This is a genomic window from Pantoea sp. PA1 (assembly GCF_056856975.1).
The window spans coordinates 354,364-380,060 of sequence record NZ_JBXGEE010000001.1 but is presented as its reverse complement, the minus strand read 5'-3'; the positions used below and the strand labels follow the sequence as shown (position 1 = coordinate 380,060).

Genomic DNA, 25,697 nt, shown 5'->3' with positions numbered 1-25,697 from the left:
AATAAAAAAGTGATTGTAACGGGTCAGGAAAATTTTGCGCAGCCCTTTTCGTGCTTTTACTTTGGTCACGAAACGCCGCTATCATCGGCCTCCACACGCGTTAACCCTTTGCCGGAGCTGTCATGGAAGCCGAACTGTCCCTTCACATCCGTTTACAACAGAAACTGTTTGCCGATCCCCGTCGTATCGAGCTGCTGAAACGGGTCCGGGAAACCGGCTCAATCAGTCAGGGGGCAAAACTGGCGGGCATCAGTTATAAAAGCGCCTGGGATGCGATTAACGAGATGAACCAGCTGGCGGATGAGACGCTGGTGGCGCGGGCCACCGGCGGCAAAGGCGGCGGCGGCGCGACGCTGACCCGCTACGGTGAACGCCTGATCCAGCTGTTTCAGCTGATGGAGCAGATCCAGCAGAAGGCCTTTGATGCCCTGCAGCAGGATGCCCTGCCGCTCGACAGCATGCTGGCGGCGATCGCCCGCTTCTCCCTGCAGACCAGCGCCCGAAACCAGCTGTTTGGCACCGTGATGAGCAATGACGCGCAGCAGGTGGTGCAGCATCTGCTGATTCAGCTGGCCGATGGGGTCACGCAGCTTAATGTGGCGCTGACGCAGCGCAGCGCCGATCGTCTTCAGCTGGCGGCGGGTAAAGAGGTGCTGGTGCTGATCAAAGCCCCCTGGATTCATATCAGCCGGGATGCCACCGGGGATGACAACCAGCTGGCGGCCACCGTCAGCGCTATTGAGCCGGGCGACGGCAAAAGTGAAGTCCTGCTGCAGATCGCCAGCGGCGAAACCCTGTGCGCCACCCTGACCCGCGAGCGGCTGCAGCAGCTGAAGCTGCAGCCGGGCGACGCAGTGACCGCCAGCTTTAATGCGGAGAACGCTATCGTCGCCACCCTGCTGTAGCGGGGAATTTGACATCACTACCGGCAGAGGTTACAACGCAGTAACACGATGCAAAAAACGGAACAGATTATGGCTTCATTGCATATTTCGCAAGGCACGTTTCGTCTTAGCGATACCCGGTTACTGCGCCTGAATCAGGTAGAACTGCAACGCGGCGAGAGCTGGGCGTTTGTCGGCGCCAACGGCAGCGGCAAATCCTCTCTGGCGCGCGCGCTCTCCGGGGAGCTGCCGCCGCTCTCCGGTTCGGTCAGCAGCACGTTCAGACGACCGGTCAGGCTGTCGCTGGAGCAGTTGCAGTCTCTGGTCGCACAGGAGTGGGAACGCAACAATACCGATATGCTCAGCGAAGGCGAAGAGGATACCGGGCTCACGGTGGCCGATGTCATCCAGATGGAGGGGCAGCACCCCGGACGGTGCGAACAGCTTGCCCGCCAGTTTGGCATTGAATCCCTCCTCTCACGTCGCTTCAAATATCTTTCTACCGGTGAAACCCGCAAGACGCTGCTCTGCCAGGCGCTGATGAGCCAGCCTGACCTGCTGATTCTGGATGAGCCGTTTGACGGGCTGGATGTGGCGTCGCGCGCCAGCCTGACCGACACCCTGCGCAGCCTGCAGCAGCCCGATTTCACCCTGGTGCTGGTGCTCAATCGCTTTGATGATATTCCCGATTTTATCGGGCAGGTGGGCGTGCTGGCGGAGTGTAACCTGACCCACAGCGGCGCGCGCCAGACGATTCTGACGGAAGCGCTGGTGGCACAGCTGGCGCACAGCGAACAGCTGCTGGGTATGGCGCTGCCGGAGGCGGATGTGCCGGATGCCCTGCCCGCCCTGGCCGATGATGCGCCGCGCGTCATTCTGCGCAACGGCACCGTCTCTTACCACGATCGGCCCATCATCAGCGGGCTGAACTGGCAGGTCAACCCAGGCGAACACTGGCAGATCACCGGCCCGAACGGTGCCGGTAAATCGACCCTGCTCAGTATGGTGACCGGCGATCATCCTCAGGGCTACAGCAATGACCTGACCCTGTTTGGCCGTCGCCGAGGCAGTGGCGAAACCCTCTGGGACATCCGGCAGCATATCGGCTATGTCAGCAGCAGCCTGCACCTGGATTATCGCGTCAGCACCAATGTGCGCACGGTGATCCTGTCGGGTTTCTTCGACTCTATCGGTCTCTATCAGGCGGCGTCTGACCGGCAGAAAGCGCTGGCCCAGCAGTGGCTGGCTCTGCTCGGCATGGACAACCGTCTGGCTGATGCCCCCTTCCACTCCCTGTCATGGGGACAGCAGCGGCTGGTGCTGATCGCACGCGCGCTGGTTAAACACCCGACGCTGCTGATTCTGGATGAGCCTCTGCAGGGACTCGATCCGATTAACCGTCAGCTGGTGCGGCGCTTCGTTGATGTCCTGATTGGCGAAGGACGTACCCAGCTGCTGTTTGTTTCGCATCACGCCGAAGATGCGCCGGCCTGCATCACGCATCGCCTGAGTTTTGTGCCTCAGGACGATGGCTATCGCTATCAGCAGGAAACGCTGCGCTAACGTTCTCTCCTCAGCCCTGACGCCGCGACAGCGGCGTTTTACAGCCCTCCAGTGTAAGCGTTACCATTCCTTCTCACCTTTCACCCTCCTGCACCGCACGCAATGCCACCAAATAAGAATTTTCAGCTTGTGTAAACGATACCATTTATCCAGACTTGATCACGCTTTCGGGCGCGCTGATGTGCTAATTTTTACCGATGCCTCTTTGGCTTTTGACGCTTACCAGGACCTCACATGGACAAATTCAACCCGGTCGATCATCCGCATCGCCGTTACAATCCACTGATTGATCAATGGATTTTAGTCTCTCCTCACCGGGCCAAACGGCCGTGGCAGGGCGCGCAGGAGACCCCGGCGGTTAACACGCTACCGTCCCATGATCCGGACTGCTTCCTCTGTGCCGGAAACACCCGCATCACCGGCGACAAAAACCCGGACTATACCGGCACTTACGTCTTTACCAATGACTTTGCCGCGCTGATGACCGACACCCCCGACGCGCCTGAGAGTGACGATCTGCTGATGCGCTGTGAGAGCGCACGCGGCACCAGCCGGGTTATCTGCTTTTCGCCCGATCACAGTAAAACCCTGCCGGAGATGTCGCTGAGCGCGCTGGAAGAGGTGGTGCGCACCTGGCAGGAGCAGACCGCTGAGCTGGGTCAGCACTATCCCTGGGTGCAGGTGTTTGAGAACAAGGGCGCGGCGATGGGCTGCTCCAACCCGCATCCGCATGGTCAGGTCTGGGCCAACAGCTTCCTGCCGAATGAAGCGCAGCGTGAAGATGACCACCAGCGCGACTACTTCGCGAAAAAGGGTTCACCGATGCTGGTCGATTACCTGGCGCGTGAACAGCAGGATGGCAGCCGCACCGTCGTGGAAACCGAACACTGGCTGGCCGTGGTGCCCTGGTGGGCCGCCTGGCCGTTTGAGACCCTGCTGCTGCCGAAAGCGCACGTCAGACGTCTGACCGATCTCAGCGCAGCACAGCGCACCGATCTGGCGCTGGCGCTGAAACAGCTCACCAGCCGCTACGATAACCTGTTCCAGTGCTCCTTCCCCTACTCTATGGGCTGGCATGGCGCACCGTTTAACGGCGAAGCCAACGATCACTGGCAGCTGCATGCCCACTTCTATCCGCCGCTGCTGCGTTCAGCAACGGTACGCAAATTTATGGTCGGCTATGAAATGCTGGCCGAAACCCAACGCGATTTAACGGCGGAACAGGCGGCGGAACGTCTGCGTTCTGTCAGCGACGTTCACTTCCGTGAGGCACAACAATGAGCTTAAAAACCATCACGCAGCAGCTTTTCTCAGACACCTTCGGTTACGCCGCCACCCATACCATTCAGGCACCGGGTCGCGTCAACCTGATTGGTGAGCACACCGACTATAACGACGGCTTTGTGCTGCCCTGCGCCATTGACTACCAGACGGTGATCGCCTGCGCCCGCCGTGACGATCGCCAGATTCGCGTGGTCGCGGCGGATTATGAGAATGCGCAGGACACCTTTTCGCTCGATGAAGAGATCGTCAGCGTGCAGGAACCGATGTGGGCGAACTATGTGCGCGGCGTAGTGAAACATCTGCAACGGCGTCATGCCGATTTCGGTGGCATCGACATGGTGATCAGCGGCAACGTTCCGCAGGGCGCGGGCCTCAGCTCCTCTGCCTCGCTGGAAGTGGCGGTCGGCACCGTGGTGCAGCAGCTCTATAACCTGCCGCTGGATGGCGCGGCGATTGCGGTTAACGGTCAGGAAGCAGAAAACCAGTTCGTTGGCTGTAACTGCGGCATCATGGACCAGCTGATCTCCGCGCTGGGCCAGAAAGATCACGCCATGCTGCTCGACTGCCGCACGCTGGGCACCCGTCCGGTGTCGATGCCGGCAGATATCGCCGTGGTGATCATCAACTCCAACTTCCGCCGCACTCTGGTCGGCAGCGAATACAATACCCGTCGCGAGCAGTGTGAAGCGGGCGCGCGCTTCTTCAACAAAAAAGCGCTGCGTGATGTTGAGCTGGCGGAGTTTGAAGCGGCAGAGGCGAAGCTGGATCCGCAGGTGGCTAAGCGGGTGCGTCACGTTCTGACCGAGAATGCCCGCACGCTCGAAGCCGCCGATGCGTTGAGCCGGGGCGACCTCTCCCGTATGGGTCAGCTGATGGCCGAGTCGCACGCCTCCATGCGTGACGATTTTGAGATCACCGTGCCGCCGATCGACACGCTGGTGGAGATCGTAAAAGCGCAAATCGGTGAGCACGGGGGTGTTCGCATGACCGGCGGCGGCTTCGGCGGCTGTATCGTTGCGCTGATGCCGCTGGATCGGGTGGATCAGGTGAAAGCCGCCGTTGCGGAACAGTATGAAGCGCAGACCGGCATCAAAGAGACCTTCTACGTCTGCAAAGCCTCTGAAGGAGCCGGTCAATGCTGAATGACGTCAACTCTCACGCGCCCGACGGTCAGCCGTGGCGCATCACGGTGCTGCGCAATGCCAACGGCATGCTGGCGACCTTTATGGACTGGGGCGCAACCTGGCTCTCCGCCCGCGTGCCGATGCAGGATGGCACGGTGCGTGAAGCGCTGCTTGGCTGCGCCACCCCCTCTGACTATCTGCACCAGGATGCTTATCTCGGTGCCACGGTGGGCCGTTACGCTAACCGCATCGCCGGTGCAAAACTGACCACAATCAACCGTCAGCTGGTGCCGAACCAGGGCGCGCATCAGCTGCATGGCGGTCCGGAAGGGTTTGATAAACGTCGCTGGCAGATTGTCAGCCAGTCAGACAGCGACGTGCACTACCGCCTGGATTCGCCGGATGGCGATCAGGGCTATCCCGGTAACCTGATTGCCGACCTGCACTATCATCTGGACGATCAGAACTGCCTGAGCATCCGCTATGAAGCACGCTGCGACCAGCCCTGTCCGGTCAACCTGACCAACCACGCTTACTTTAACCTTGATGCGCATCATGGCGACGCCCGCCAGCATCGCTTACAACTGCACGCAGATCACTATCTGCCGGTCAACAGCGAAGGGATTCCTAATGCGCCGCTGAAAGCCGTGGCCGGCACAAGCTTTGATTTCCGGCAGGCGAAAACGGTCGCGCAGGATTTCCTGACAGACGACGACCAGCGGGCGGTGAAGGGGTATGACCATGCGTTTCTGCTCAACAGCGCAGGCGACGACAGCCAGCCTGCCGCAGAACTCTGGTCAGAAGATGGCAGACTGCAGCTCAGCGTCACCACCTCCGCTGCGGCCCTGCAGTTCTACTCTGCCAACTATCTGGCCGGGACCCGTGCCCGCGAGCAGGAGAGCTATACTGCATTTCAGGGCATTGCGCTGGAGAGTGAATTTTTACCGGATTCGCCCAATCATGCTGAGTGGCCTCAGCCCGATTGCTGGCTGCAACCGGGAGATCGCTGGGAATCGGTGACGCGCTATCGCTTCACGCCACGCTGATCTTCTGGCTGAAAAACGCGCAGTGCGTCACACACAGGCTTACGCGCTGCCCGCTTTTCCGCTATGGTATGGCGCAATCCGCTCGCGTGTCAGGCGGGCAGCAGCAGGTTTCCAATCTCACAGAAACATCACAGTATTAAGGAGTTAAGCTATGGCTGTAACTAAGCTGGTTCTGGTGCGACACGGCGAAAGCCAGTGGAACAACGAAAACCGCTTTACCGGTTGGTATGATGTTGACCTTTCTGAGAAAGGTCGTGGCGAAGCCAAATCAGCGGGTCAGCTGCTGAAAAAAGAGGGCTTTGTTTTCGATTTCGCTTACACCTCTGTACTGAAGCGCGCGATTCACACGCTGTGGAATGTGCTGGATGAGCTGGATCAGGCCTGGCTGCCGGTCGAGAAAACCTGGCGTCTGAACGAGCGTCACTACGGTGCGCTGCAGGGCCTGGATAAAGCGGAAACTGCGGCCAAATATGGCGATGAGCAGGTTAAGCAGTGGCGTCGCGGTTTTGCCGTTACCCCACCTGAGCTGGATCGTGCTGATGAGCGCTTCCCTGGCCATGACCCGCGTTACGCGAAACTGACCCCGGAGCAGCTGCCGACCACCGAAAGTCTGGCACTGACCATCGACCGCGTGATCCCTTACTGGAACGACACCATTCTGCCGCGCATCAAAAGCGGTGAGAAAGTGATCATTGCCGCACACGGCAACTCACTGCGCGCACTGGTTAAATATCTGGATAACCTGAGCGAAGATGAGATCCTCGAACTGAACATCCCAACCGGCGTGCCGCTGGTGTATGAGTTCGATGAAAACTTCAAACCGCTGAAACGCTACTACCTGGGCGACCAGGACGAGATTGCCGCGAAAGCCGCAGCCGTTGCGAATCAGGGTAAAGCGAAGTAATTTTTCGCTGAGAGGCAAAAAGGCCAGACAAAAGTCTGGCCTTTTTTGTTGGGCTGCGTCCGGCAATGCTGTGTGTCATCTTTAACTGTCAGAGTAAAAGCCTGAATGTCCGTTCGTCCCGGACGAATCACATCGTCAAAGCCGTCTGAGTATGGCAGCAATAAATCAGCTCAATGCGCAGGGAACATGGTCACTCTCCACTGCGCATTCAGACAGATTTGGCCAGTCGTCACGCCAGATCGCCAGCACTCAACCGCGGCGCTTTTTAACCGCTGCCGCCAGCTGACGCAGCACCTTATCGGTATCATCCCAGCCGATGCAGGCATCAGTGACACTCTTGCCATAGACCAGCGGCTCACCGCTCTCCAGGCTCTGATTGCCCTCTACCAGATGACTCTCGATCATCACGCCGACAATCGCCTGTTCACCGTTGATGATCTGCTGCGCGACATCGTCCGCCACGACCATCTGACGCTGGAACTGCTTGCTGCTGTTGGCATGGCTGAAATCGATCATGACCTGCTGTGGCAGACCCGCTTTTGCCAGACCCTCTTTGACCTCAGCCACATGCTTCGCACTGTAGTTCGGCTCTTTGCCGCCGCGCAGAATAATGTGACAGTCGCCATTGCCGCTGGTTTCGACAATCGCGGAGTGGCCATATTTGGTCACTGACAGGAAGCAGTGCGGCGAACCGGCAGCGTTGATGGCATCGATGGCCACCTTGATGGTGCCATCGGTGCCGTTTTTGAAACCGACCGGACAGGAGAGACCGGAGGCCAGCTCACGGTGCACCTGGGATTCGGTAGTGCGTGCGCCAATCGCGCCCCAGCTCATCAAATCCGCCACATATTGCGGGGTGATCATATCCAGAAACTCGCCCGCCGCCGGTAAACCGCTGTCATTGATCTCCAGCAGCAGTTTACGCGCCAGACGCAGACCATCATTGAGCTGGAAGCTGTTATCCATGTAGGGGTCGTTGATCAGCCCTTTCCAGCCCACGGTAGTGCGCGGCTTTTCAAAATAGACCCGCATGACCACTTCCAGTTCGCCTTTCAGCTCATCCCGCAGCGCCAGCAGACGGCCGGCATACTCTTTTGCGGCCTCAGGATCGTGGATTGAGCAGGGACCAATCACCACCAGCAGGCGGTCGTCCTTGCCCTGCAGGATCTGATGAATCGCCTGACGCGCCTGGGAAACGGTCTGTGCAGCACGATCGGTCGCCGGGAATTTTTCGAGCAGCGCAACCGGGGGTAACAGCTCTTTAATCTCTTTGATGCGTAAGTCATCGTTCTGGTAATTCATACTGATTCCATATTATTTCTGGCCCGGCGCCCGCCGGACACAACCTGCCCAATGTAGCCCGAAGCGCCAGGGGTGTAAATTCCCGCTGCGGGTTAAATGTGCGGGTCATATTTGCATTAATCAGGTTAGCGACTAGACTTTTTAATGGTAAGCACTGAGGAACGTCCCGCTTACATGATTAAATCACCCTGTTTAAGCCAACTGGCGAATTTTATTTCGTCCGGGACTTTTTTATCCCCAATTTCACCTCTGGGCTTAAAACGTCTTCATTTATTAATGGGAGTATAATGATGAAAAAGTTTGCCTTACTCTTTTTGACAGCAGCAATGACATTAGGCAGTGGCGCGGCGCTGGCGGAAGGCAGCAACAACGGCACAGCTAACCAGGCAGCCAGTGCAGGTGCGGTCGCACCCGGCGCAAAAGAGAACCTGCCACCGAATAATGTCGATAACAGCAAAATTAATAACACCGGCACCAATACTAATCCGGCCACTTCTGGCAGCACCACCAGCAGCGGAAATATGTCTGCTAACGAAATTGACCAGAACAGCCAGTGTAAAGATGGCAAATGTCCGAACATCAACAAAAAAGTTGAAACGAAAGTGGGCGGCGGTGACGTTAATACGAAAACCGACGGCACGACCCAGTAATTCTGTCTGACCCGGAGAGCATCCGTTCTCCGGGTTTTTCTCCCCTCTGCCCCACTCTTCCGCTATGCTCATCCTGTGAAATTTACAGGGAAACCGTTCATGGCCGTTTTGCTCTTGATTGACGATCATCCGCTGGTGGAAGTGGCACTTGAAGCCGCGCTCAGCCAGTCGCCCATTCCGGTTCAGCTCCTCTCTGCCAGCAGTGAACACGCCGCCCGTCCTTTTCTTCAGCAGCCGCTGGACATTATCGTGCTTGATATCGGGCTGCCGGAGAGCGATGGGCTGGAGATCCTGCGCAGCCTGAAAATCCATCGTCCCGACTGTCCGGTGCTGATCTATTCGGCCCAGCAGACCCGTCACTATATCCGGCGCGCTCAGGCGTTAGGGGCGTCCGGTTATGTGGTGAAAAGCCAGCGCATGACGCAGCTGCTCAGCGCCATTCTGGCCGTGCTCGGCGGACAGACCGCGTTTCCGGAAACCGAAGAGGAGCCTGAGCTGCCGCTGACGCACAAAGAGCGTCAGATTCTGGCGCTGCTCGCCAGCGGCCTCTCTAACCTGCAAATCGCCGCCCAGCTGCACATCAGCAACAAAACGGTCAGCACCCATAAAAAGAACATTCTGGAAAAAACCGGCGCCCGCTCTGTGGTTGAGCTGGCTGACCTCTGGAAGGCGCAGCAGTGAGATATGCGCTGCTGATTCTGCTGTGGCTGTGCGGCAGCGCGCTGGCTGAGGTGCGCCCGGTCAGCAGCCTGAATCTGCCGATGATGCTGCCGGTCACGCACGCCGAAACCATGCAGGGAAAGAGCCTGCGCGTCGGGCTGCTGGAAGAGAACCACGCGCCCTGGACGATGCGGATCGGCAACGACCTGTATGGCATCAATGCCGACTATCTTGCTGCGCTGCGACAGCTGACCGGGGCGCAGTTTACCCTGCGCCTCTACAGCGACGCGCCGCAACTGATGCAGGCCCTGAACCGCGGAGAGATCGATTTTGCGCTGGGCATGTGGAACACCCCGCTGCCTCAGGGCACGCTGAGCAGTGAAAGCTGGTTCAGCAGTCCGCTGCGGGTCTATCGCAATCAGCAGAACCAGCGTGCCGTGATGTTCAACAGCCAGAATGCGCAGCTTGCGATCAGCGACAGCACCCTGGCGCAGCTGCCACCCGCCCTGGCGGCCCGTCACCACTGGCGACGCTACAGCAGCGATCTGCAGGCGCTCTATACCCTGCTCAATCAGCAGAACGACTATGTGGTGGCGGACGAGACCAGCGCCGGTTTTCTGCTGAGTCAGCTGCAGCAGGGGCAGATTTATCAGATCGCCTCACATATTGAGGCGGGACAGCTCAACCTGCGTGCCCTCTCCCGCGATCCCGCGCTGATTGAGTGGATAAACCAGAGCCTGCGTCAGTTACCGGCGGAACTGATGAACAGCCTGCAGGCGCGCTGGAGCAGCACGCTGCCGCGCTATCAGGATACGCAGACCCTGATGCTCAGCCCCGCTGAACGCGCGTGGATTGCCGACCACCCTCGCATTGTGTACACCGCCGAGCCCGACAACTATCCCTGGAGCTATCGCGACGCCAGCGGTACCGCCAGAGGCTATGGCGTGGATTTACTGAAAGCAGTCGCCCAGAGCACGGGCCTGCAGTTTGAACCCGTGTGGGTCAGCAATCCCCATCAGGCCAGTGCGCTGATTCAGCAGCAGCAGGCGATGCTGCAACTGATGCAGCCCCTTAATGGCGATGCGATGCAGAGCACCTCACTGCCGGTGTGGCGGGCGCTGTGGGGGATCTACAGCATTCACTCTGCCCCGCTGTCGCACTGGCAGGATCTGCGCGGCAGGCGGATCGGCGTATTGCAGGATGACCTGGCGCTGCGCCTGCTGCCGGAGGATCTGCATCCCGTGCCGTTTGCCGACCGGAACAGCCTTTATGATGCGCTGGCAAAGGGGCAGATTGATGCGCTGGTCGATAATGTGCTCTCCGCCCGCTGGCGCATCGCCAGCCGTGATGATGCGCGTATCCACCTCGCCTTTGCCGCCAGCGACATCGCCTGGCCGATCGCGCTGGGTGTCGCGCCGGATCAGCCCCTGCTGCGCAGCCTGCTGGATCGGGCGCTGCAGCAGATCCCGGCGGATACTCAGGGCAAAATGCGCGACAGCTGGTCAACACCGCCGCAGCCCGGCAGCGTGATGGTGATGCGAACGCTGCCGATGATGGTGCTGGCGGTAGCCGGGGCCGCCATTGTGCTGCTGCTCCTGCTGCTGGCGCGCCGTTACTGGCAGCAGCGCCGCGAGCGTCAGCAGCGCGAACAGGCGGAGCGGGCCAACGCCATGAAGAGCCAGTTTCTGGCTACCGTCAGCCATGAGCTGCGTACGCCGATGCAGGCGATCCTCGGCCTGCTGGAGCTGGAGAAGCAGCAGCACAACAGCCAGAACCTGACCCTGCTGCACAGCAGCGCACACTCCCTGCTGACCCTGCTGAATGACCTGCAGGATCACGCACGTATCGAGAGCAACAGTTTTACCCTGGCGCCCCGCCCGCTGGCGCTGGCGCAGTGGCTCGAACAGCAGCAACATTTTTATCATCCGTTAATGCGGGTGGACGGCCCGCGTCTGATCGTCGCGGCACAGACGCCGCTGCCTGATACGGTGATGATCGATGCCGATCGCCTGCAGCAGGTGGTCAATAACCTGATGACCAATGCGCTGAAATTTACCCGTCACGGCACCATCCGCCTCACTCTGGCGGCAGAGCAGCAGCTGGTGCTGACGGTCACTGACAGCGGCAGCGGTATTCCGCCTGAGGAGCAGCCGAAGCTGTTTGATCCCTGGTATCAGGCGCCGTCGGGCAAAACCGTGTCGGTACAGGGCAGCGGTCTGGGCCTGTTTATCTGCCGCGAGATGGTACTGCGGATGGGGGGCGATATCCGGCTCATCTCGCAGCCCGGCCAGGGAACGCAGGTAACGGTGACCCTGCCCTTGCAGATCGCGGAGCCGGTCAGCAGCACCGATGAGTCTGGCCTGCCCGGCTTTCCCCATCTGCGGGTGGCGATTGTCGATGACCATCCGGCCAATCTGCTGGTGATGCAGCAGCAGCTGGCGCGCTTTGCCATTCAGGCCGACATCTTCGAAGAGGGACGTGCGCTGCTCAGGGCCGATGCGCAGCAGCCTTTTGACCTGCTGTTTATCGACCAGATGATGCCGCGTCCTGACGGCACGCTGCTGCTGCGACTGCTGCGACGCCGTGACCGGCAGCGGGGACGGCAGGCGATGCGGGTGCTCTGCTCCGCAGACGCCCAGCTGCTGTCACGACCGGCTGAGGCGCAGGAGCGGGTTCTGATTAAACCGGTGCAGCTGGCCGATCTCCGCGCACTGCTGGCGGAGTGGCAGCCCGACCCGCTGGCACCGCTGGATGAGAACCTGTGGCAGCTGGCACAGCAGAATGACAAATTTCTCAGCCGGCTGAGCCAGACGCTGCACAGCACGGTGACCCAGGATCTGGCCGTGATGCGTGAGGCGCGCGCACGCGCGGACTGGAACCAGTTTGCCGACGCGGCACACCGGATGAAAGGCAGCTGGTTGCTGGTGGGGCTGGAGCAGGGTGCACAGCTGAGTCAGCAACTCGCAGAGCAGGCAAAACAGCATCAGGACACGTCTGAGACGTGGCAATTACTGATATTATTAGCAAACAGGTTACTGAAAAAACTGGAATCTTATGGCACATACCCACACTCATAGCGGGCAGGATAGTAATCGCACGCGTCTGGCGGCCGCCTTTGGCGTGACCGTCCTCTTCATGGTTGCCGAGGTAATTGGCGGATGGCTTTCAGGTTCACTGGCGCTGCTGGCAGATGCCGGACATATGCTCACCGATGCCGCCGCCCTGCTGATGGCGCTGCTGGCGGTCCACTTCTCGCGCCGTAAACCCAATGCGCGTCATACCTTTGGCCTGCTGCGCCTGACCACCGTAGCGGCCTTTGTCAATGCCATCGCCCTGCTGGGTATTACCGCGCTGATCGTCTGGGAGGCGGTGCGTCGCTTCAGCGATCCGCAGCCGGTGACCGGCGGCCTGATGCTGGGCATCGCGATTGGCGGCCTGCTGGCCAACCTGCTCTCATTCTGGCTGCTGCACCACGGCAGCGAAGAGAAGAACCTCAACGTGCGGGCAGCGGCACTGCACGTCATGGGTGACCTGCTCGGTTCGGTGGGGGCGATTGTGGCGGCAGCCATCATTATGCTGACCGGCTGGACGCCGATCGACCCGATTCTGTCGCTGCTGGTGTCACTGCTGGTGCTGCGCAGTGCCTGGGCGCTGCTGCGTGAGAGCCTGCAGGAGTTACTTGAAGGAGCACCCCACTCCCTGGATGTGAACCGGCTGATGCGGGACCTCACCCTGAACATCGCTGAAGTGCGCAATGTTCATCATGTGCATCTGTGGCAGGTGGGTGAAAAGCCGCTGCTGACGCTGCATGTGCAGGTGATCCCGCCCTATGACCACGATGCGCTGCTGCACCGCATTCATGACTATCTGCGCCAGCACTATCAGATTGACCATGCGACCGTGCAGATGGAGTATCAGCCCTGTGCCGGTGCTGAGTGTGAGCTGAGCTTCAGCAGTGCGGCTGAGGCTGGCCACGGTCACAGCCATTCCCATTCCCACGACCATACTTACGCCAGGGGCGACGAGCACGCTCACTAAACGACCGCGCGCGGTAACCCGGTTACCGCGCGCTGTGACCGCCCCTTACTGGCCTGTCTGCTGCGCCGACAGTGCGCGTGACCCCTGCTCCCGGGCACTGCGGATCCACATGCGTGAGCCATTAAGCGCAATCAGCGTCAGAATCACATACTCCAGCGACATCGCATAAACCCCCTGACGGGCAAAAATCATGACGCTGATGACGTTAATGATCACCCACAGCAGCCAGTTCTCAACATATTTGCGCGTCATCAGGATCATCGCCGCAATCGACAGCACCATCATGCAGGCGTCCCAGAACGGGAAAGCATCCGGCTGCAATGCCGGCATCGCCACCGACAGGCCAATCGCGTTCATCAGCGTCACCGCCGCGCGGGTCAGCATGGCAAACACCGGGTCAATGTAGAGCGTCATCAGCGCAATCGCGACGACGCAGCTCACCGCCCAGGCGATCGCTTTCGGCAGCGGCAGCCAGCGAATCTTCAGCGCCGCCTGATGATCGCTGGTCTGCCGGCTCCAGGCGTACCAGCCGTAAATATTGGCGGCAAAAAAGAAGAGCTGCAGCAGCAGGCTGGCGTAGAGCTGAATCTGAAAGAAGATCACCGCAAACAGCGTGACGTTAATCAGGCCGAAGGGGTAGTTGATGATTTTTTCCAGGCTGGCAAACCAGATACAGAGTAAGCCCGCCAGGGTGCCGATAGCCTCAATCCATGAGAGATCGTAGCCGCCTGCACCCAGAGGAATGTGAACCAGAATATTATGCGTGCTGAAAAAGTCCATGCAGAGCACCTGTCAGGAAAACGGCTAGGCGTTTCCCTTCACGTTGAGTTTAAGTTCCGCTGCAAAGGATAGCATGCGATTCAGAGGCAGTAACGCCGCCTCTCGCAGCGTCTCGTCCACCTGAATCTCATGTTCCGCGCCGCCTGTCTCCAGCGCGTCTGCGATGGCTTTGAGGCCGTTCATCGCCATCCACGGACAGTGCGCGCAGCTGCGGCAGGTTGCGCCCTCCCCGGCTGTCGGCGCTTCCAGCAGCTCTTTGTCCGGCACCGCCTGCTGCATTTTGTAGAAGATGCCGCGATCGGTCGCCACAATCATCTGCGGATGCGGCAGGGATTTGGCGGCCTGAATCAGCTGGCTGGTCGAACCCACCGCGTCGGCCAGATCCACAATCGCCTGCGGCGACTCGGGATGAACCAGCACCGCCGCATCGGGATAGAGCGCTTTCATGCGCTGCAGCGCCTGAGTCTTGAACTCATCATGGACAATGCAGGCACCCTGCCAGCACAGCACATCGGCGCCCGATTTCTGCGTGACGTAGCGACCGAGGTGACGATCCGGTGCCCAGATAATTTTCTCGCCCAGGCTGTCGAGGTGCTCAATCAGCTCAACCGCAATGCTGGAGGTGACGACCCAGTCAGCGCGCGCTTTTACCGCCGCCGAGGTGTTGGCGTAGACCACCACGGTGCGATCGGGATGGGCGTCGCAGAAGGCGTTAAACTCCTCAATCGGACAGCCCAGATCCAGCGAGCACTCCGCCTGCAGTGTCGGCATCAGGACGGTTTTCTCAGGGCTGAGGATTTTGGCGGTCTCCCCCATAAAGCGCACGCCCGCCACCAGCAGCGTGGTCGCCGGATGGTTGCTGCCGAAACGGGCCATCTCCAGCGAGTCGGAGATACAGCCGCCGGTCTCTTCGGCCAGCGCCTGAATTTCCGGGTCGGTGTAGTAGTGCGCGACCATCACGGCATTTCGCGCCTTCAGCAGGGTTTTGATTTTCTCACGATAAAACGCCTTCTCGTCGTCACTCAGGCGGGCGGGCTTGGGGGGAAAGGGGTAAACGGTGCTTTCAGGATCGAACATCACACTCATGACACAGCTCTCGTTTTATCTAATTAACGAAAATCGCCAGAATAGGCGAAATATGGCGTTGAACCCGCCGTCGTGTTTTATATGCTAAACACGATAGCGGAAAAGCCCGACTGTGTCGTGTGATTTTTTAATCGGCCTGCATGACCGCACCGCCAGCCCGACCCTGTGCGCCTTGTTCGCCCGGCTGCGGCAGGGGTTGTGACGTTTCCAGCGCCAGCAGAAACGCTTTAACCGTCAGCCCGCCGGCAAACCCGGTCAGCTTGCCGTTGGCCCCTATGACCCGGTGACACGGTGCGACAATCGAAAGCGGATTGCGACCGTTGGCCGCGCCGACCGCACGCACCGCCAGCGGATGCCCGATCTCGCGGGCAATCTGGCTGTAGCTGCGCGTTTCACCAAACGGGATCGCCACCAGTGCCTGCCAGACTTTTTTCTGAAAGTCAGTGCCGGCAAAATCGAGCGGCAGTTCAAAGCCGCGTCGCGCACCGGCAAAGTACTCGCCGAGCTGACGTGCCGTTTCGACCAGAATGGGATGGTCATCATCGCGCGTCTGCGGTAAAAAGCGGGTGCGATGAGGATCGTCGTTCTCCCACAAAATACCCGCCAGGCCGCGCTCGCTGGCTACCAGTTTCAGTTCGCCCACCGGGGTAACAGTCAATTTGAAGTAATACATGGTGATTCTCCCGTCACGGTTTCGACACCTATTATCGCACTTTTCCTCAGCCTGACTGGCTGTTTTCGGTCATGGCGATAAACTGATGTGTTGTCCGAAAACAGCCAGTCTGCCGGGAATCACCGGTGTAGGCTCCGCATATTTACCGGAGAAATACCATGCTTAATCCCGACATTGCCTATCAGGCGCTGACCTCCCGTGATACCCGTTTTGACGGCGTATTTTTTGTTGGGGTGACCTCAACCGGTATCTATTGTCGTCCGATCTGCCCGGTCAAAGCGCCGATGCAGAAGAACTGCCTCTTTTTCAGCAGCGCCGAAGCCGCCGAAAAAGCGCGCTTTCGTCCCTGCCTGCGCTGTCGGCCTGAACTGGCACCGGGCAATGCGCCGGTGGATCAGCCGCACCGCGTGGCGGAACGGCTGATTCAGCGCATCGAAGAGGGAATGCTGGAGGAGCGCGAAGGGCTGGAGGCGATTGCCACTGAGTTCGGTTTGAGCCTGCGTCAGCTGCGGCGTATCGTGCAGCAGGAGCTGGGGGTCTCACCGCTTGAGCTGAGGCAGACGCGACGGATGCTGCTGGCAAAGCAGCTGCTGACGGAGACGCAACTGCCGATTACGGAGATCGCCTACGCCAGCGGCTTTGGCAGCCTGCGCCGCTTTAATGATGTGTTTCAGGCGCGCTATCGCATGACGCCAGGCGCCCTGCGCCGGAACGAGGCGGGTGACGGGCGCACGCAGCCCGGTGACCGCGTGACGCTGCGGCTCGCCTATCGCCCGCCCTACGACTGGGCAGCGATGCTCTGGTTTTTACAGACTCACCTGATGAAAGAGGTCGAAGCGGTGGAGGATGGCACCTGGCGACGCACGGTGGCGATGGGCCGCTATCGGGGCTGGGTCAGTGTCGCGCATCTGCCGCAGAAGAATGCGCTGCAGGTGACGCTCTCCACCTCGCTGACGCCGGTTCTGCCTCTGCTGCTGCGCCGCCTGCGCGACCTGTTCGATCTTGATGCTCAGCCGCAGCGAATCGCCGCCTGTCTGTCACAGGATCCGCTGCTGGCGCCCAGCCTGATCGCCCATCCGGGCCTGCGTGTTCCGGGGGCTTTTGACGCCTTCGAGCTGGGCGTGCGCGCGATCATCGGCCAGCAGGTGACGGTCAAAGCCGCCACCACCGTCAGCAGCCGCTTTGCCGCCGCCTTTGGCGAGCCCTGTGAAACGCCGTTTGCCGACCTGACCCGCTACGCCGCGCCGCCAGCACGTATCGCTGGCCTGACGGTCGACGAGGTTGCGCCGATGGGCATTGTCAGCGCCGCGCGCTCACGCGCCATCATCGCCTTTGCTGAGGCCTGCGCCAGCGGGGATCTGCGCCTCAGTGCCGCTCAGCCGCCTGACGAGGTGATCAAAAAGCTGATAAGCCTGCCTGGCATCGGTCCCTGGACCGCCCACTACATCGCGATGCGTGCCCTGCGCTGGCCGGATGCCTTTCCCAAAGAGGATATCGCCATCCGGAATAACCTGGGCGGCATGTCATCCAGGGAAGCAGAGGCACGCTCGCAATCCTGGCGTCCCTGGCGCAGCTATGCGGTGATGCATATCTGGGAGAGCCTGGCAGTGGCGAAAGCGAAGAAAAAGGCGTAACGGCGGAGACAGGCCTGCTCTCCTCATCATGCAGAAGCAGCCCGCGCCAGTAGCGCGGTCAGAGAAGGAAAGCGTCCCGCGCCGTAAAGTCCATGCCCTGGAAACGAAAGAAGCGCCCTGAGGGCGCTTCTTTCTTAATTGGTGGGTCGTGCAGGATTCGAACCTGCGACCAATTGATTAAAAGTCAACTGCTCTACCAACTGAGCTAACGACCCGCTGGGGGCTTACAACCGTTCAGCACGCCAGGCGGCTGAAGTAAGATGGTGGGTCGTGCAGGATTCGAACCTGCGACCAATTGATTAAAAGTCAACTGCTCTACCAACTGAGCTAACGACCCATCTTAGGTTGTGAAGCAATCCTGAACTCTTCTTCGCGCGTCGCACTGATGCGCGACTGAGAGAAGATGGTGGGTCGTGCAGGATTCGAACCTGCGACCAATTGATTAAAAGTCAACTGCTCTACCAACTGAGCTAACGACCCATCTTCAGGCTTGCCAGACACTTTGCATTGTGTCCCGGCAACGGCGGCATATATTACTGATTTAGCGGGGTAGCGCAACTCTTATTTCTGCTAAATGCTTCAGTTGCTTACCTTTCATACGGCAAGACCAGAAATCACACGATATCTGGCCTGAACCGTACCGATTACAGACCTGACAGACGTTTTTGCGCCTGTTTTGCAGATTCGCTATCAGGATAAAGTTTGATCACCTGCTGGAAGACCGCTTTGGCTTTCGCCGTGTCTTTCTTCTCCTGCATGATCACACCCACCTTCAGCAACGCCTCTGCGGCTTTCGGCGACTTCGGATAGTTTTTCACCACCGTGGCGTAATAATAAGCCGCGTCGTCCTTTTTGCCTTTGTTGTAGTTCAGCTGCCCCAGCCAGTAATTGGCGTTGGGCTGATAGGTCGAATCGGGGTAACGCTTTACCCACGCCTGAAGCGCACTGATCGCCTGATCATACTGTTTCTTTTCCAGAATCAGCGCCACAGCCGCATTGTAATCGCTGTTGGCGTCACCGGTCTGCGCAGGTGCGCTCTCCGTTGATGCCGCTGCGCCTGTGCTGGCTGCTGCACCGGTATCGGCTGCGGCATCACCGCCCGCCGCCTGCTGGCCGCCGCTGCTGCTGGCGCTGCTCAGGCTGTCGATCTGCTGGTAGAGCTGCTTCTGGCGCTCAACCACCTGATTCAACTGATACGTATTTTGCTGGATTTGCCCACGCAGCGCGTCGATATCACGCTGATTGTCGCTCATCTGCTGCTGCAATTGCTGCATCAGCTGCGCCTGGGCATTAGAGATTCGTTCGAGAGTGGTGACACGGTCTTCGACCGAGCCGGAGCCAACGCTACTGATTGACGCTTGGGCATTAGCGGCCCAGGGGGCCGCTACGCCAATCAGTAACGACAGACTCAACAGATGACGTCTGAAGTTACTAACCATGTGATTCTCTTAGTAGACCAGTACGGCACGACGGTTTTTAGCATACGCTGCTTCGTCATGACCCAGAACGGCTGGCTTCTCTTTACCGTAAGAAACGATAGACATCTGATCAGCTGACACGCCTTTGCCCTGCAGGTACATTTTAACTGCGTTAGCACGACGTTCGCCCAGGGCGATGTTGTATTCCGGCGTACCGCGCTCATCCGCGTGACCTTCGATGGTCACTTTGTAAGATGGGTTGCTGCGCAGGAAGGAAGCGTGCTGATCCAGCATCTGTGCGTAATCAGACTGAACGTCATACTTGTCCAGACCGAAGTACACGATGTTGTTCTGCTGCAGCTGCTGCATCTGCAGACGCGCCTGCTCGTCAGAAGACATGTTGCCGCCGTTGCCGTTCATGCCAGAGTTTGCACCGTAAGCGCCATCAGCGCCCATGCCAGTCTGGTCATTGTTGTTGTTTTTGTGTGAGCTACAAGCCGCTACTGCCAGAACCGGCAGAGCCAGCATCAAACCCTTCAGCATTTTGTTCAGTTGCATTTCAAAAATCCCATTATTGTTTATTGTTTGCGATGTCTGATCGATCAGACATTACAGATACGGCGACCAGGCAGGAAATTTGACCTGTCCATCGGTTGCCGGAAGACGCGCTTTGAAACGGCCGTCGGTTGAAACCAACTGCAGCACGGAACCCATCCCCTGAGTAGAGCTATAGATTACCATTGTGCCGTTTGGTGCCAGGCTCGGCGTTTCATCCAGGAACGTGTCCGTTAACGTTTGAACGGCTCCCGTTTCCAGATCCTGTTTGGCGACGTGCTGTGATCCACCGCTGGTGCTGATCATCACCATGGATTTGCCATCGGTTGCGACATCCGCATCCTGGTTCTGACCGCCTTCCCAGGTAATACGTTGTGGCGCGCCGCCATTAATGCCTACTTTATAAATCTGAGGTGCACCCGCCTGATCCGAGGTATAAGCCAGCGTCTGGCTGTCCGGGAACCAGGTCGGTTCTGTACTGTTATAACGACCATCGGTGACCTGACGCGTCTGACCTGAAGCCAGATCCATCACATAGAGGTTCAGGCTGCCGGTTTTAGAGAGTGCGAAAGCCAGCTTAGAGCCATCCGGTGAGAACGCCGGAGCACCGTTGTGGCGCGGGTACGAGGCGACCTGACGGATAGCCCCGTTCGACAGCGTCTGAACCACCAGCGCAGACTTGCCGCTTTCAAAGGTCACGTAAGCCACTTTGCTGCCATCCGGAGACCAGGCTGGCGACATCAGAGGCTGTGGTGAACGATGAACCACAAACTGGTTGTAACCATCGTAATCCGCTACGCGCAGCTCATACGGGAACTGGCCGCCGTTGGTCTGCACGACATAGGCGATACGGGTACGGAAAGCGCCCTTGATGCCGGTCAGCTTCTCGAAGGTTTCATCACTGGCGGTGTGACCGGCATAACGCAGCCACTGTTTGGTGACTTTATAGGTGTTCTGCGCCAGCACGGTTCCCGGTGCACCACCGGTATCGACCAGCTGGTAAGAAACCTGATAGCTGCCATCCGGGTTAGCGGCGACCTGACCGACCACAACCGCGTCGATGCCCAGGGCGCTCCAGGCCGCAGGCTGAACTTCCTGTGCGCTGCCAGGCTGCTGAGGCAGACGTGAGCGATCCAGCGGATTAAATTTGCCGCTGTTGCGCAGGTCAGCAGCCACGATGCCGCCGATATCTTCCGGCGCGGCACCTGCACCCGTCCATTTAAATGGCACAACGCCAATCGGGCGTGCGGTGTTGACGCCCTGGGTAATCTCAATTCGAACTTCTGCATGCAGCATGGCTGCCCACAGCAGGATAAAAAAGCCTAACGTAACGCGAAGAGCTTGCTTCATTTTATCTCCCTTATCTGAACCTCAGTCCACGATAATTGGCACTGTTCCTGGAAACCACGAGTAGAACTTAAGTACGGCAAGCTAAACATAGATCAACTTGCCGCCCGTTACTGCATTATTGCGGTTTAAAACGCATAGGGGCGTTCTTAAACACTTCGTAGACCGCCTGGGAAGGCGGCTTCGGAATACGTGCCTGTCGGGCGGCGGTAATCGCGGCCTGACAGAGCGCGGGGTCCCCACCTTCTGACTTAACATCAATCAACAGGCCATCCGGCGCAAGTTTAATCCGCAAATCACAGGTTTTTCCGCGATACAGATCGGCATCATAGAAGCGGCTTTGAATCGCACTGACCACCTGCCCCATGTAGGAGTTGATTTCCGCGCCTGACGCACCCGCTTTCTTCTGGTTTCCCTGCCCTGCTGCGCCGCCGCCAGCGGCCCCGCTTTTCGGTGCATTTTTACCGGAAGCCAGTCCACCCAGCAGATCGTCGACATCGCTGTCGTTGGCCGCATCGGCGGCGGCTTTCGCTTTCGCGTCGGCTTTGGCCTTCGCGGCGGCATCGGCTTTCGCTTTGGCAGCCGCGTCCGCTTTGGCTTTCGCTGCCGCATCGGCTTTCGCTTTGGCCGCGGCTTCCGCTTTCTCTTTCGCCGCTTCTTTCGCCGCCTCTTTCGCGGCTTCCGCTTTGGCTTTTGCGGCTTCCGCCGCTTTCTCTTTCGCTGCCTCTGCGGCTTTTTCTTTGGCTTCTGCGGCTTTCTCTTTCGCCTCTTCAGCCGCTTTCGCTTTGGCCTCGGCGGCCGCTTTCACTTTAGCTTCCGCTGCCGCTTTGGCCTCCGCGTCAGACTTTGCCTTCGCTTCGGCGACGGCTTTCTCTTTTGCCGCAGCAGCAGCAGCGGCTTTCGCCTGCTGATCAGCCTGCTTCTTTGCTTCGGCAGCAGCCTGTTTCGCCTGCTCAGCCGCGGCTTTCGCCTGGGCATCCGCCTGTGCTTTAGCTTCAGCCTTCGCTTTTGCGGCTGCCGCTTCAGCGGTTTTCTGTTGCTCAGCCGCCTGTTTAGTGGCCTGTTCGGCCGCTTTCTGCTGCTCAGCCTGCTGTTTGGCCTCTTCTTTTGCCGCTTCCTGCGCAGCTAAGCGCTCTTTTTCCAGCGCTTTCAGACGCTGCTGTTCGGCGGCCTGCTTCTCCTGCAGCTCTTCAGCCTGCTGCTGCGCCTGCTTTTTACGCTGCTGCTCAGCACGCTGGCTGTCGCTCTGCTGGTTCTGCTGACGGTTATACTGGCTGACGACGGCGCCGGGATCGACCATCACCGCATCGATATCACTGCCGCCGCCACCCGCACTGCTGGGGTCAACATGCTCATTAAACGAGCTCCATACCAGCAGCGCGATCAGCACGATATGCAGAATCACCGAAATGATTATCGCGCGCTTTAACTTCTCGTTTTGCTCGGTTGCCTTCGACACACTCGGTTCCCAAAAAACGGTTCGATTTTAAATCGGCTGCGTCATCAAACCGACAGATTTAACACCCGCCTGGTGCAGCAGGTTGAGCGCTTTAATAATTTCATCGTAAGGCACCTCTTTCGCGCCCCCGATCAAAAAGACCGTCTTAGGATTCGCTTCCAGTCGACGCTGCGCTTCGCTGATCACCTGCTCGGGCGGAAGCTGATCCATGCGATCGTGATCCACCACCAGGCTGTACTGACCCACGCCCGCCACCTCAACAATCACCGGCGGATTGTCGTCGCTGGAAACGGTTTTGGAGTCGGTCGCATCCGGCAGATCCACTTCCACGCTCTGGGTAATAATGGGTGCGGTTGCCATGAAGATCAGCAACAGCACCAGCAGGACGTCCAGCAGCGGAACGATGTTGATTTCCGACTTCAGGTCGCGGTGTTTGCGACCACGTACTCTGGCCATCATTAACCTCTGTTTACTTAGCGTTATCGCTGGAGAAAGCCTGGCGATGCAGGATGGCCGTGAACTCTTCCATAAAGTTGTCGTAGCCCTGCTCCAGTTTGTTGACGCGCTGGTTCAGGCGGTTGTACGCCATCACCGCCGGAATCGCGGCAAACAGACCGATCGCGGTCGCAATCAGTGCTTCAGCAATACCTGGCGCCACCATCTGCAGCGTCGCCTGCTTCACCGCGCCCAGCGCGATAAAGGCGTGCATGATCCCCCAGACGGTGCCGAACAGCCCGATGTAGGGGCTGATGGAACCGACGGTGCCGAGGAAAGGAATGTGGTTTTCCAGCGTTTCCAGCTCGCGGTTCAGCGAGATGCGCATCGCACGGCTGGCGCCATCGATGACCGCTTCCGGCGCATGATTATTGGCGCGATGCAGACGGGCAAACTCTTTAAAGCCGGCGTAGAAAATCTGCTCAGAACCGGCCAGTTCGTCCCGACGCTCCTGACTCTCCTGATAGAGACGCGAAAGTTCGATACCCGACCAGAACTTGTCTTCAAACGCCTCCGCTTCTCTTCCGGCCGCATTCAGAATACGTGTGCGCTGAATAATGATGGCCCAGGAGGCAATAGAAAAGCCGATCAAAATCAACATGATAAGTTTGACCAGAAGGCTCGCCTTCAGGAACAAATCAAGAATGTTCATGTCAGTCACTGCTTGAACTCCGCGACAATAGACTTGGGAAGCGCAATCGGCTTCATCAGATGTGGGTTAATGCAGGCAATCAGGACTTCTGCCTCATTGAGCACTTTGCCTTCAGTATTCACGATACGCTGCGTGAACGTCATCGTGGCCCGTGTCATTGATGTCACTTCACTCTGGATCTCCAGAAGGTCATCAAGACGCGCCGCCGACAGGTAGTCCACCGTCATACGCCGTACCACAAAAGCGACCTGCTGCTCTAACAGCGTCTGCTGATTGAAATGGTGCTGTCGCAACATCTCGGTACGTGCTCGTTCATAAAAAGCGATATAGCTGGCGTGATAAACCACACCACCGGCATCAGTGTCTTCGTAGTAGACCCGAACCGGCCAGCGAAACAGCGTTGTACTCACTCTACATCCCGGCCTCGTTTTAAACGATGCTACTATACGCAAGAGAATTGGGGTTGGGAATGGGTCGCCAGAGCCAGGCGAAAATAATTATCGCTCCGTAACAAACGGAACGATTTCAGGGAGATTTATTGACCGTACGCTGACAAATATTCACTGACAGTGCCGGTAAGGCGGGGGCTAAACGTAAAAACGGTAAAGGGCAATCATTAACACCAGCACGGCGGGTAACGGCGTAAACAGCACCTGCCATCGGGTTTTTCGTGGCCGGAAACCCACACCGTGGATCACCCCGCAGCAGACCGCCCAGATCAGCACCAGCGCCTGCAGCGCAGGTAACTCCCCTGCCTGATTGGCAAAGCGCGCAGGATCCCACATCACCCCGCCCGCCGTCAGCAGTGCCAGCAGCAGAGAGAGGGCCCGTAACGGGCCCTTATCCATCAGATCATACAGCATCCGAATCAGCGTTCGCATCAGTGAGACTCATCCTGCGCTTCAATGTGCTCAATCGCCAGCGCGGTGATGATACCAAAGGCACAGGCCAGCAGAGTGCCGAGAATCCAGGCAAAATACCACATGCGACATCTCCTTAATCAGTAGAGTGAGTGACTGTTGCTTTCAATATGCTCTTTGGTGATACGACCAAACATCTTCCAGTAGCACCAGGTGGTGTAGGCCAGAATGATCGGCACAAAGATAACGGCGGCAATGGTCATGGTTTGCAGGGTCAGCAGGCTGGACGTGGCGTCCCACATCGTCAGACTGGTGCCCGGCACGGTGCTGGACGGCATGATGAACGGGAACATCGCAATACCTGCCGTCATGATGACGCAGGCCAGCGTTAGCGAGGAGAACAGGAACGCCCAGGCCCCCTTCTCCACCCGTGAGCAGAAGATGGTCAGCAGCGGCAGAAGCACACCCAGCAGCGGGAACAGCCACAGCACAGGATGCTGCTGGAAATTCACCATCCAGGCTCCCGCTTCGCGCACCACGGTTTTACCCAGCGGGTTGGAGGCGGCGAAGTGATCCAGAGGGCTGGTCACCACATAGCCATCAATGCCATATTTCACCCAGACACCTGCAAGGATGAAGCAGACCATCATCACCAGCGCGGCAAGCTGTGCGGCGGTGCGTGAACGCAGATGCAGTTCACCGGTGGTGCGCATCTGCAGATAGGTCGCACCCTGCGCCAGAATCATCGCCACACTGACCACACCCGCCAGCAGACCAAATGGATTCAGCAGCTGGAAGAAGTTACCGGTGTAGAACAGACGCAGATACTCGTCGGCATGGAACGGCACGCCCTGTAACAGGTTGCCAAACGCCACGCCAATCACCAGCGGCGGGACAAAACTGCCAATGAAAATGCCCCAGTCCCAGGCACCGCGCCAGCGGTTGTCTTCAATCTTTGAGCGGTAGTCGAAACCGACCGGACGGAAGAAGAGCGACGCAAGTACGAGGATCATCGCCACATAGAAGCCCGAAAAGGCGGCTGCGTAGACCATCGGCCAGGCGGCAAACAGCGCCCCGCCGGCGGTGATCAGCCAGACCTGGTTGCCGTCCCAGTGCGGGGCGATGGTGTTAATCATGATGCGACGTTCGGTATCGGAGCGTCCCAGAATGCGTGTCAGCATACCGACGCCCATATCGAAACCATCGGCGACGGCAAAGCCGATCAGCAGCACGCCAATCAACAGCCACCAGACAAAGCGCAGAACTTCGTAATCAAACATGGT

Annotated in this window: 25 protein-coding genes and 3 tRNA genes; 11 read left to right on the top strand and 17 right to left on the bottom strand. The window is 58.7% G+C overall.

The features are described 5' to 3' along the window. The first annotated feature begins 122 nt into the window (after window positions 1-122). The 6 genes from modE (at window position 123) to gpmA (ending at window position 6,805) form a co-directional block, all read left to right on the top strand. Entirely contained in the window at window positions 123-905 is a 783-nt protein-coding gene (modE, locus tag AC1V0D_RS02050; protein WP_009091358.1) for a molybdenum-dependent transcriptional regulator, read from the top strand. A 69-nt stretch (window positions 906-974) separates the two neighbouring features. Beyond that, complete coding sequence (gene modF, locus AC1V0D_RS02045) at window positions 975-2,447, top strand: molybdate ABC transporter ATP-binding protein ModF (RefSeq protein WP_009091360.1); 1,473 nt, start codon at window positions 975-977, stop codon at window positions 2,445-2,447. Window positions 2,448-2,681: 234 nt separating this feature from the next. Continuing rightward, window positions 2,682-3,728, top strand: a complete 1,047-nt coding sequence (gene galT / locus AC1V0D_RS02040; RefSeq protein WP_009091362.1) for a galactose-1-phosphate uridylyltransferase — start codon at window positions 2,682-2,684, stop codon at window positions 3,726-3,728. Next, window positions 3,725-4,873, top strand: coding sequence for a galactokinase (gene galK / locus AC1V0D_RS02035; RefSeq protein ID WP_058958449.1), 1,149 nt, complete (start codon window positions 3,725-3,727; stop codon window positions 4,871-4,873). The genes galT and galK overlap by 4 nt, the downstream gene beginning before the upstream one ends. Then, on the top strand, window positions 4,867-5,901 hold the full coding sequence (gene galM, locus AC1V0D_RS02030) for a galactose-1-epimerase (protein ID WP_482906908.1): 1,035 nt from the start codon (window positions 4,867-4,869) through the stop codon (window positions 5,899-5,901). The genes galK and galM overlap by 7 nt, the downstream gene beginning before the upstream one ends. Before the next feature lie 151 nt (window positions 5,902-6,052). After that, window positions 6,053-6,805 (top strand): 2,3-diphosphoglycerate-dependent phosphoglycerate mutase, encoded by a 753-nt coding sequence (gene gpmA, locus AC1V0D_RS02025; protein WP_009091367.1) that lies wholly within the window; start codon window positions 6,053-6,055, stop codon window positions 6,803-6,805. Between the two features lie 249 nt (window positions 6,806-7,054). On the opposite strand, the gene aroG is transcribed toward gpmA, so the two are convergent. Continuing rightward, window positions 7,055-8,107 carry a 3-deoxy-7-phosphoheptulonate synthase AroG gene (gene aroG / locus AC1V0D_RS02020; protein ID WP_482906907.1) on the bottom strand — a complete coding sequence of 351 codons (1,053 nt, stop codon included), beginning with the start codon at window positions 8,105-8,107 and terminating at the stop codon, window positions 7,055-7,057. Window positions 8,108-8,394: 287 nt separating this feature from the next. Here aroG and AC1V0D_RS02015 point away from each other — a divergent pair, with 287 nt between their 5' ends. The 4 genes from AC1V0D_RS02015 (at window position 8,395) to zitB (ending at window position 13,455) form a co-directional block, all read left to right on the top strand. Further along, window positions 8,395-8,757, top strand: a complete 363-nt coding sequence (locus AC1V0D_RS02015) for a YbgS-like family protein (RefSeq protein WP_033736370.1) — start codon at window positions 8,395-8,397, stop codon at window positions 8,755-8,757. Between the two features lie 99 nt (window positions 8,758-8,856). Beyond that, window positions 8,857-9,438, top strand: coding sequence for a response regulator (locus tag AC1V0D_RS02010; RefSeq protein ID WP_482906906.1), 582 nt, complete (start codon window positions 8,857-8,859; stop codon window positions 9,436-9,438). Further along, window positions 9,420-12,494, top strand: a complete 3,075-nt coding sequence (locus AC1V0D_RS02005; RefSeq protein ID WP_482907392.1) for a hybrid sensor histidine kinase/response regulator — start codon at window positions 9,420-9,422, stop codon at window positions 12,492-12,494. Before AC1V0D_RS02010 ends, AC1V0D_RS02005 begins: the two co-directional genes overlap by 19 nt. Next, window positions 12,472-13,455 (top strand): CDF family zinc transporter ZitB, encoded by a 984-nt coding sequence (zitB, locus tag AC1V0D_RS02000; RefSeq protein ID WP_325953331.1) that lies wholly within the window; start codon window positions 12,472-12,474, stop codon window positions 13,453-13,455. The genes AC1V0D_RS02005 and zitB overlap by 23 nt, the downstream gene beginning before the upstream one ends. A 45-nt stretch (window positions 13,456-13,500) precedes the next feature. On the opposite strand, the gene pnuC is transcribed toward zitB, so the two are convergent. From pnuC to AC1V0D_RS01985, 3 genes are all read right to left on the bottom strand, one after another. Next, window positions 13,501-14,235, bottom strand: a complete 735-nt coding sequence (gene pnuC, locus AC1V0D_RS01995) for a nicotinamide riboside transporter PnuC (RefSeq protein WP_058958453.1) — start codon at window positions 14,233-14,235, stop codon at window positions 13,501-13,503. A gap of 24 nt (window positions 14,236-14,259) precedes the next feature. After that, complete coding sequence (gene nadA, locus AC1V0D_RS01990; RefSeq protein ID WP_009091379.1) at window positions 14,260-15,321, bottom strand: quinolinate synthase NadA; 1,062 nt, start codon at window positions 15,319-15,321, stop codon at window positions 14,260-14,262. 127 nt (window positions 15,322-15,448) lie between these two features. Beyond that, window positions 15,449-15,994, bottom strand: coding sequence for a methylated-DNA--[protein]-cysteine S-methyltransferase (locus tag AC1V0D_RS01985; RefSeq protein ID WP_140028230.1), 546 nt, complete (start codon window positions 15,992-15,994; stop codon window positions 15,449-15,451). Window positions 15,995-16,152: 158 nt separating this feature from the next. On the opposite strand from AC1V0D_RS01985, the gene AC1V0D_RS01980 reads away from it, so the two are divergent. Continuing rightward, window positions 16,153-17,628 (top strand): AlkA N-terminal domain-containing protein, encoded by a 1,476-nt coding sequence (locus tag AC1V0D_RS01980; protein ID WP_009091384.1) that lies wholly within the window; start codon window positions 16,153-16,155, stop codon window positions 17,626-17,628. Window positions 17,629-17,767: 139 nt separating this feature from the next. On the opposite strand, the gene AC1V0D_RS01975 is transcribed toward AC1V0D_RS01980, so the two are convergent. The 13 genes from AC1V0D_RS01975 to cydB all read right to left on the bottom strand — a co-directional run bounded on the left by AC1V0D_RS01975 (window position 17,768) and on the right by cydB (window position 25,694). After that, a tRNA-Lys gene (locus AC1V0D_RS01975) sits at window positions 17,768-17,843 on the bottom strand. Window positions 17,844-17,889: 46 nt separating this feature from the next. After that, a tRNA-Lys gene (locus AC1V0D_RS01970) sits at window positions 17,890-17,965 on the bottom strand. Between the two features lie 67 nt (window positions 17,966-18,032). Beyond that, window positions 18,033-18,108 (bottom strand) — tRNA-Lys (locus AC1V0D_RS01965). Window positions 18,109-18,272: 164 nt separating this feature from the next. After that, window positions 18,273-19,067 carry a cell division protein CpoB gene (gene cpoB / locus AC1V0D_RS01960; protein WP_009091386.1) on the bottom strand — a complete coding sequence of 265 codons (795 nt, stop codon included), beginning with the start codon at window positions 19,065-19,067 and terminating at the stop codon, window positions 18,273-18,275. 9 nt (window positions 19,068-19,076) lie between these two features. Beyond that, complete coding sequence (pal, locus tag AC1V0D_RS01955) at window positions 19,077-19,604, bottom strand: peptidoglycan-associated lipoprotein Pal (RefSeq protein ID WP_009091388.1); 528 nt, start codon at window positions 19,602-19,604, stop codon at window positions 19,077-19,079. A gap of 51 nt (window positions 19,605-19,655) precedes the next feature. Continuing rightward, entirely contained in the window at window positions 19,656-20,951 is a 1,296-nt protein-coding gene (tolB, locus tag AC1V0D_RS01950; RefSeq protein ID WP_046101431.1) for a Tol-Pal system beta propeller repeat protein TolB, read from the bottom strand. A 115-nt stretch (window positions 20,952-21,066) separates the two neighbouring features. Next, window positions 21,067-22,407: a cell envelope integrity protein TolA gene (tolA, locus tag AC1V0D_RS01945; RefSeq protein WP_482906905.1), complete on the bottom strand. Its 1,341-nt coding sequence runs from the start codon at window positions 22,405-22,407 to the stop codon at window positions 21,067-21,069. A gap of 27 nt (window positions 22,408-22,434) precedes the next feature. Beyond that, window positions 22,435-22,863, bottom strand: a complete 429-nt coding sequence (tolR, locus tag AC1V0D_RS01940) for a colicin uptake protein TolR (RefSeq protein WP_009091394.1) — start codon at window positions 22,861-22,863, stop codon at window positions 22,435-22,437. Window positions 22,864-22,876: 13 nt separating this feature from the next. Further along, window positions 22,877-23,563, bottom strand: coding sequence for a Tol-Pal system protein TolQ (gene tolQ / locus AC1V0D_RS01935; RefSeq protein ID WP_009091396.1), 687 nt, complete (start codon window positions 23,561-23,563; stop codon window positions 22,877-22,879). Further along, window positions 23,560-23,964: a tol-pal system-associated acyl-CoA thioesterase gene (ybgC, locus tag AC1V0D_RS01930; protein WP_009091398.1), complete on the bottom strand. Its 405-nt coding sequence runs from the start codon at window positions 23,962-23,964 to the stop codon at window positions 23,560-23,562. Before ybgC ends, tolQ begins: the two co-directional genes overlap by 4 nt. A 177-nt stretch (window positions 23,965-24,141) precedes the next feature. After that, window positions 24,142-24,435 (bottom strand): cyd operon protein YbgE, encoded by a 294-nt coding sequence (gene ybgE / locus AC1V0D_RS01925; protein ID WP_154927965.1) that lies wholly within the window; start codon window positions 24,433-24,435, stop codon window positions 24,142-24,144. Next, window positions 24,435-24,539, bottom strand: a complete 105-nt coding sequence (gene cydX / locus AC1V0D_RS01920) for a cytochrome bd-I oxidase subunit CydX (RefSeq protein WP_009091402.1) — start codon at window positions 24,537-24,539, stop codon at window positions 24,435-24,437. Before cydX ends, ybgE begins: the two co-directional genes overlap by 1 nt. Window positions 24,540-24,554: 15 nt before the next feature. Continuing rightward, window positions 24,555-25,694, bottom strand: a complete 1,140-nt coding sequence (gene cydB, locus AC1V0D_RS01915; RefSeq protein ID WP_482906904.1) for a cytochrome d ubiquinol oxidase subunit II — start codon at window positions 25,692-25,694, stop codon at window positions 24,555-24,557. Window positions 25,695-25,697 lie beyond the last annotated feature (3 nt).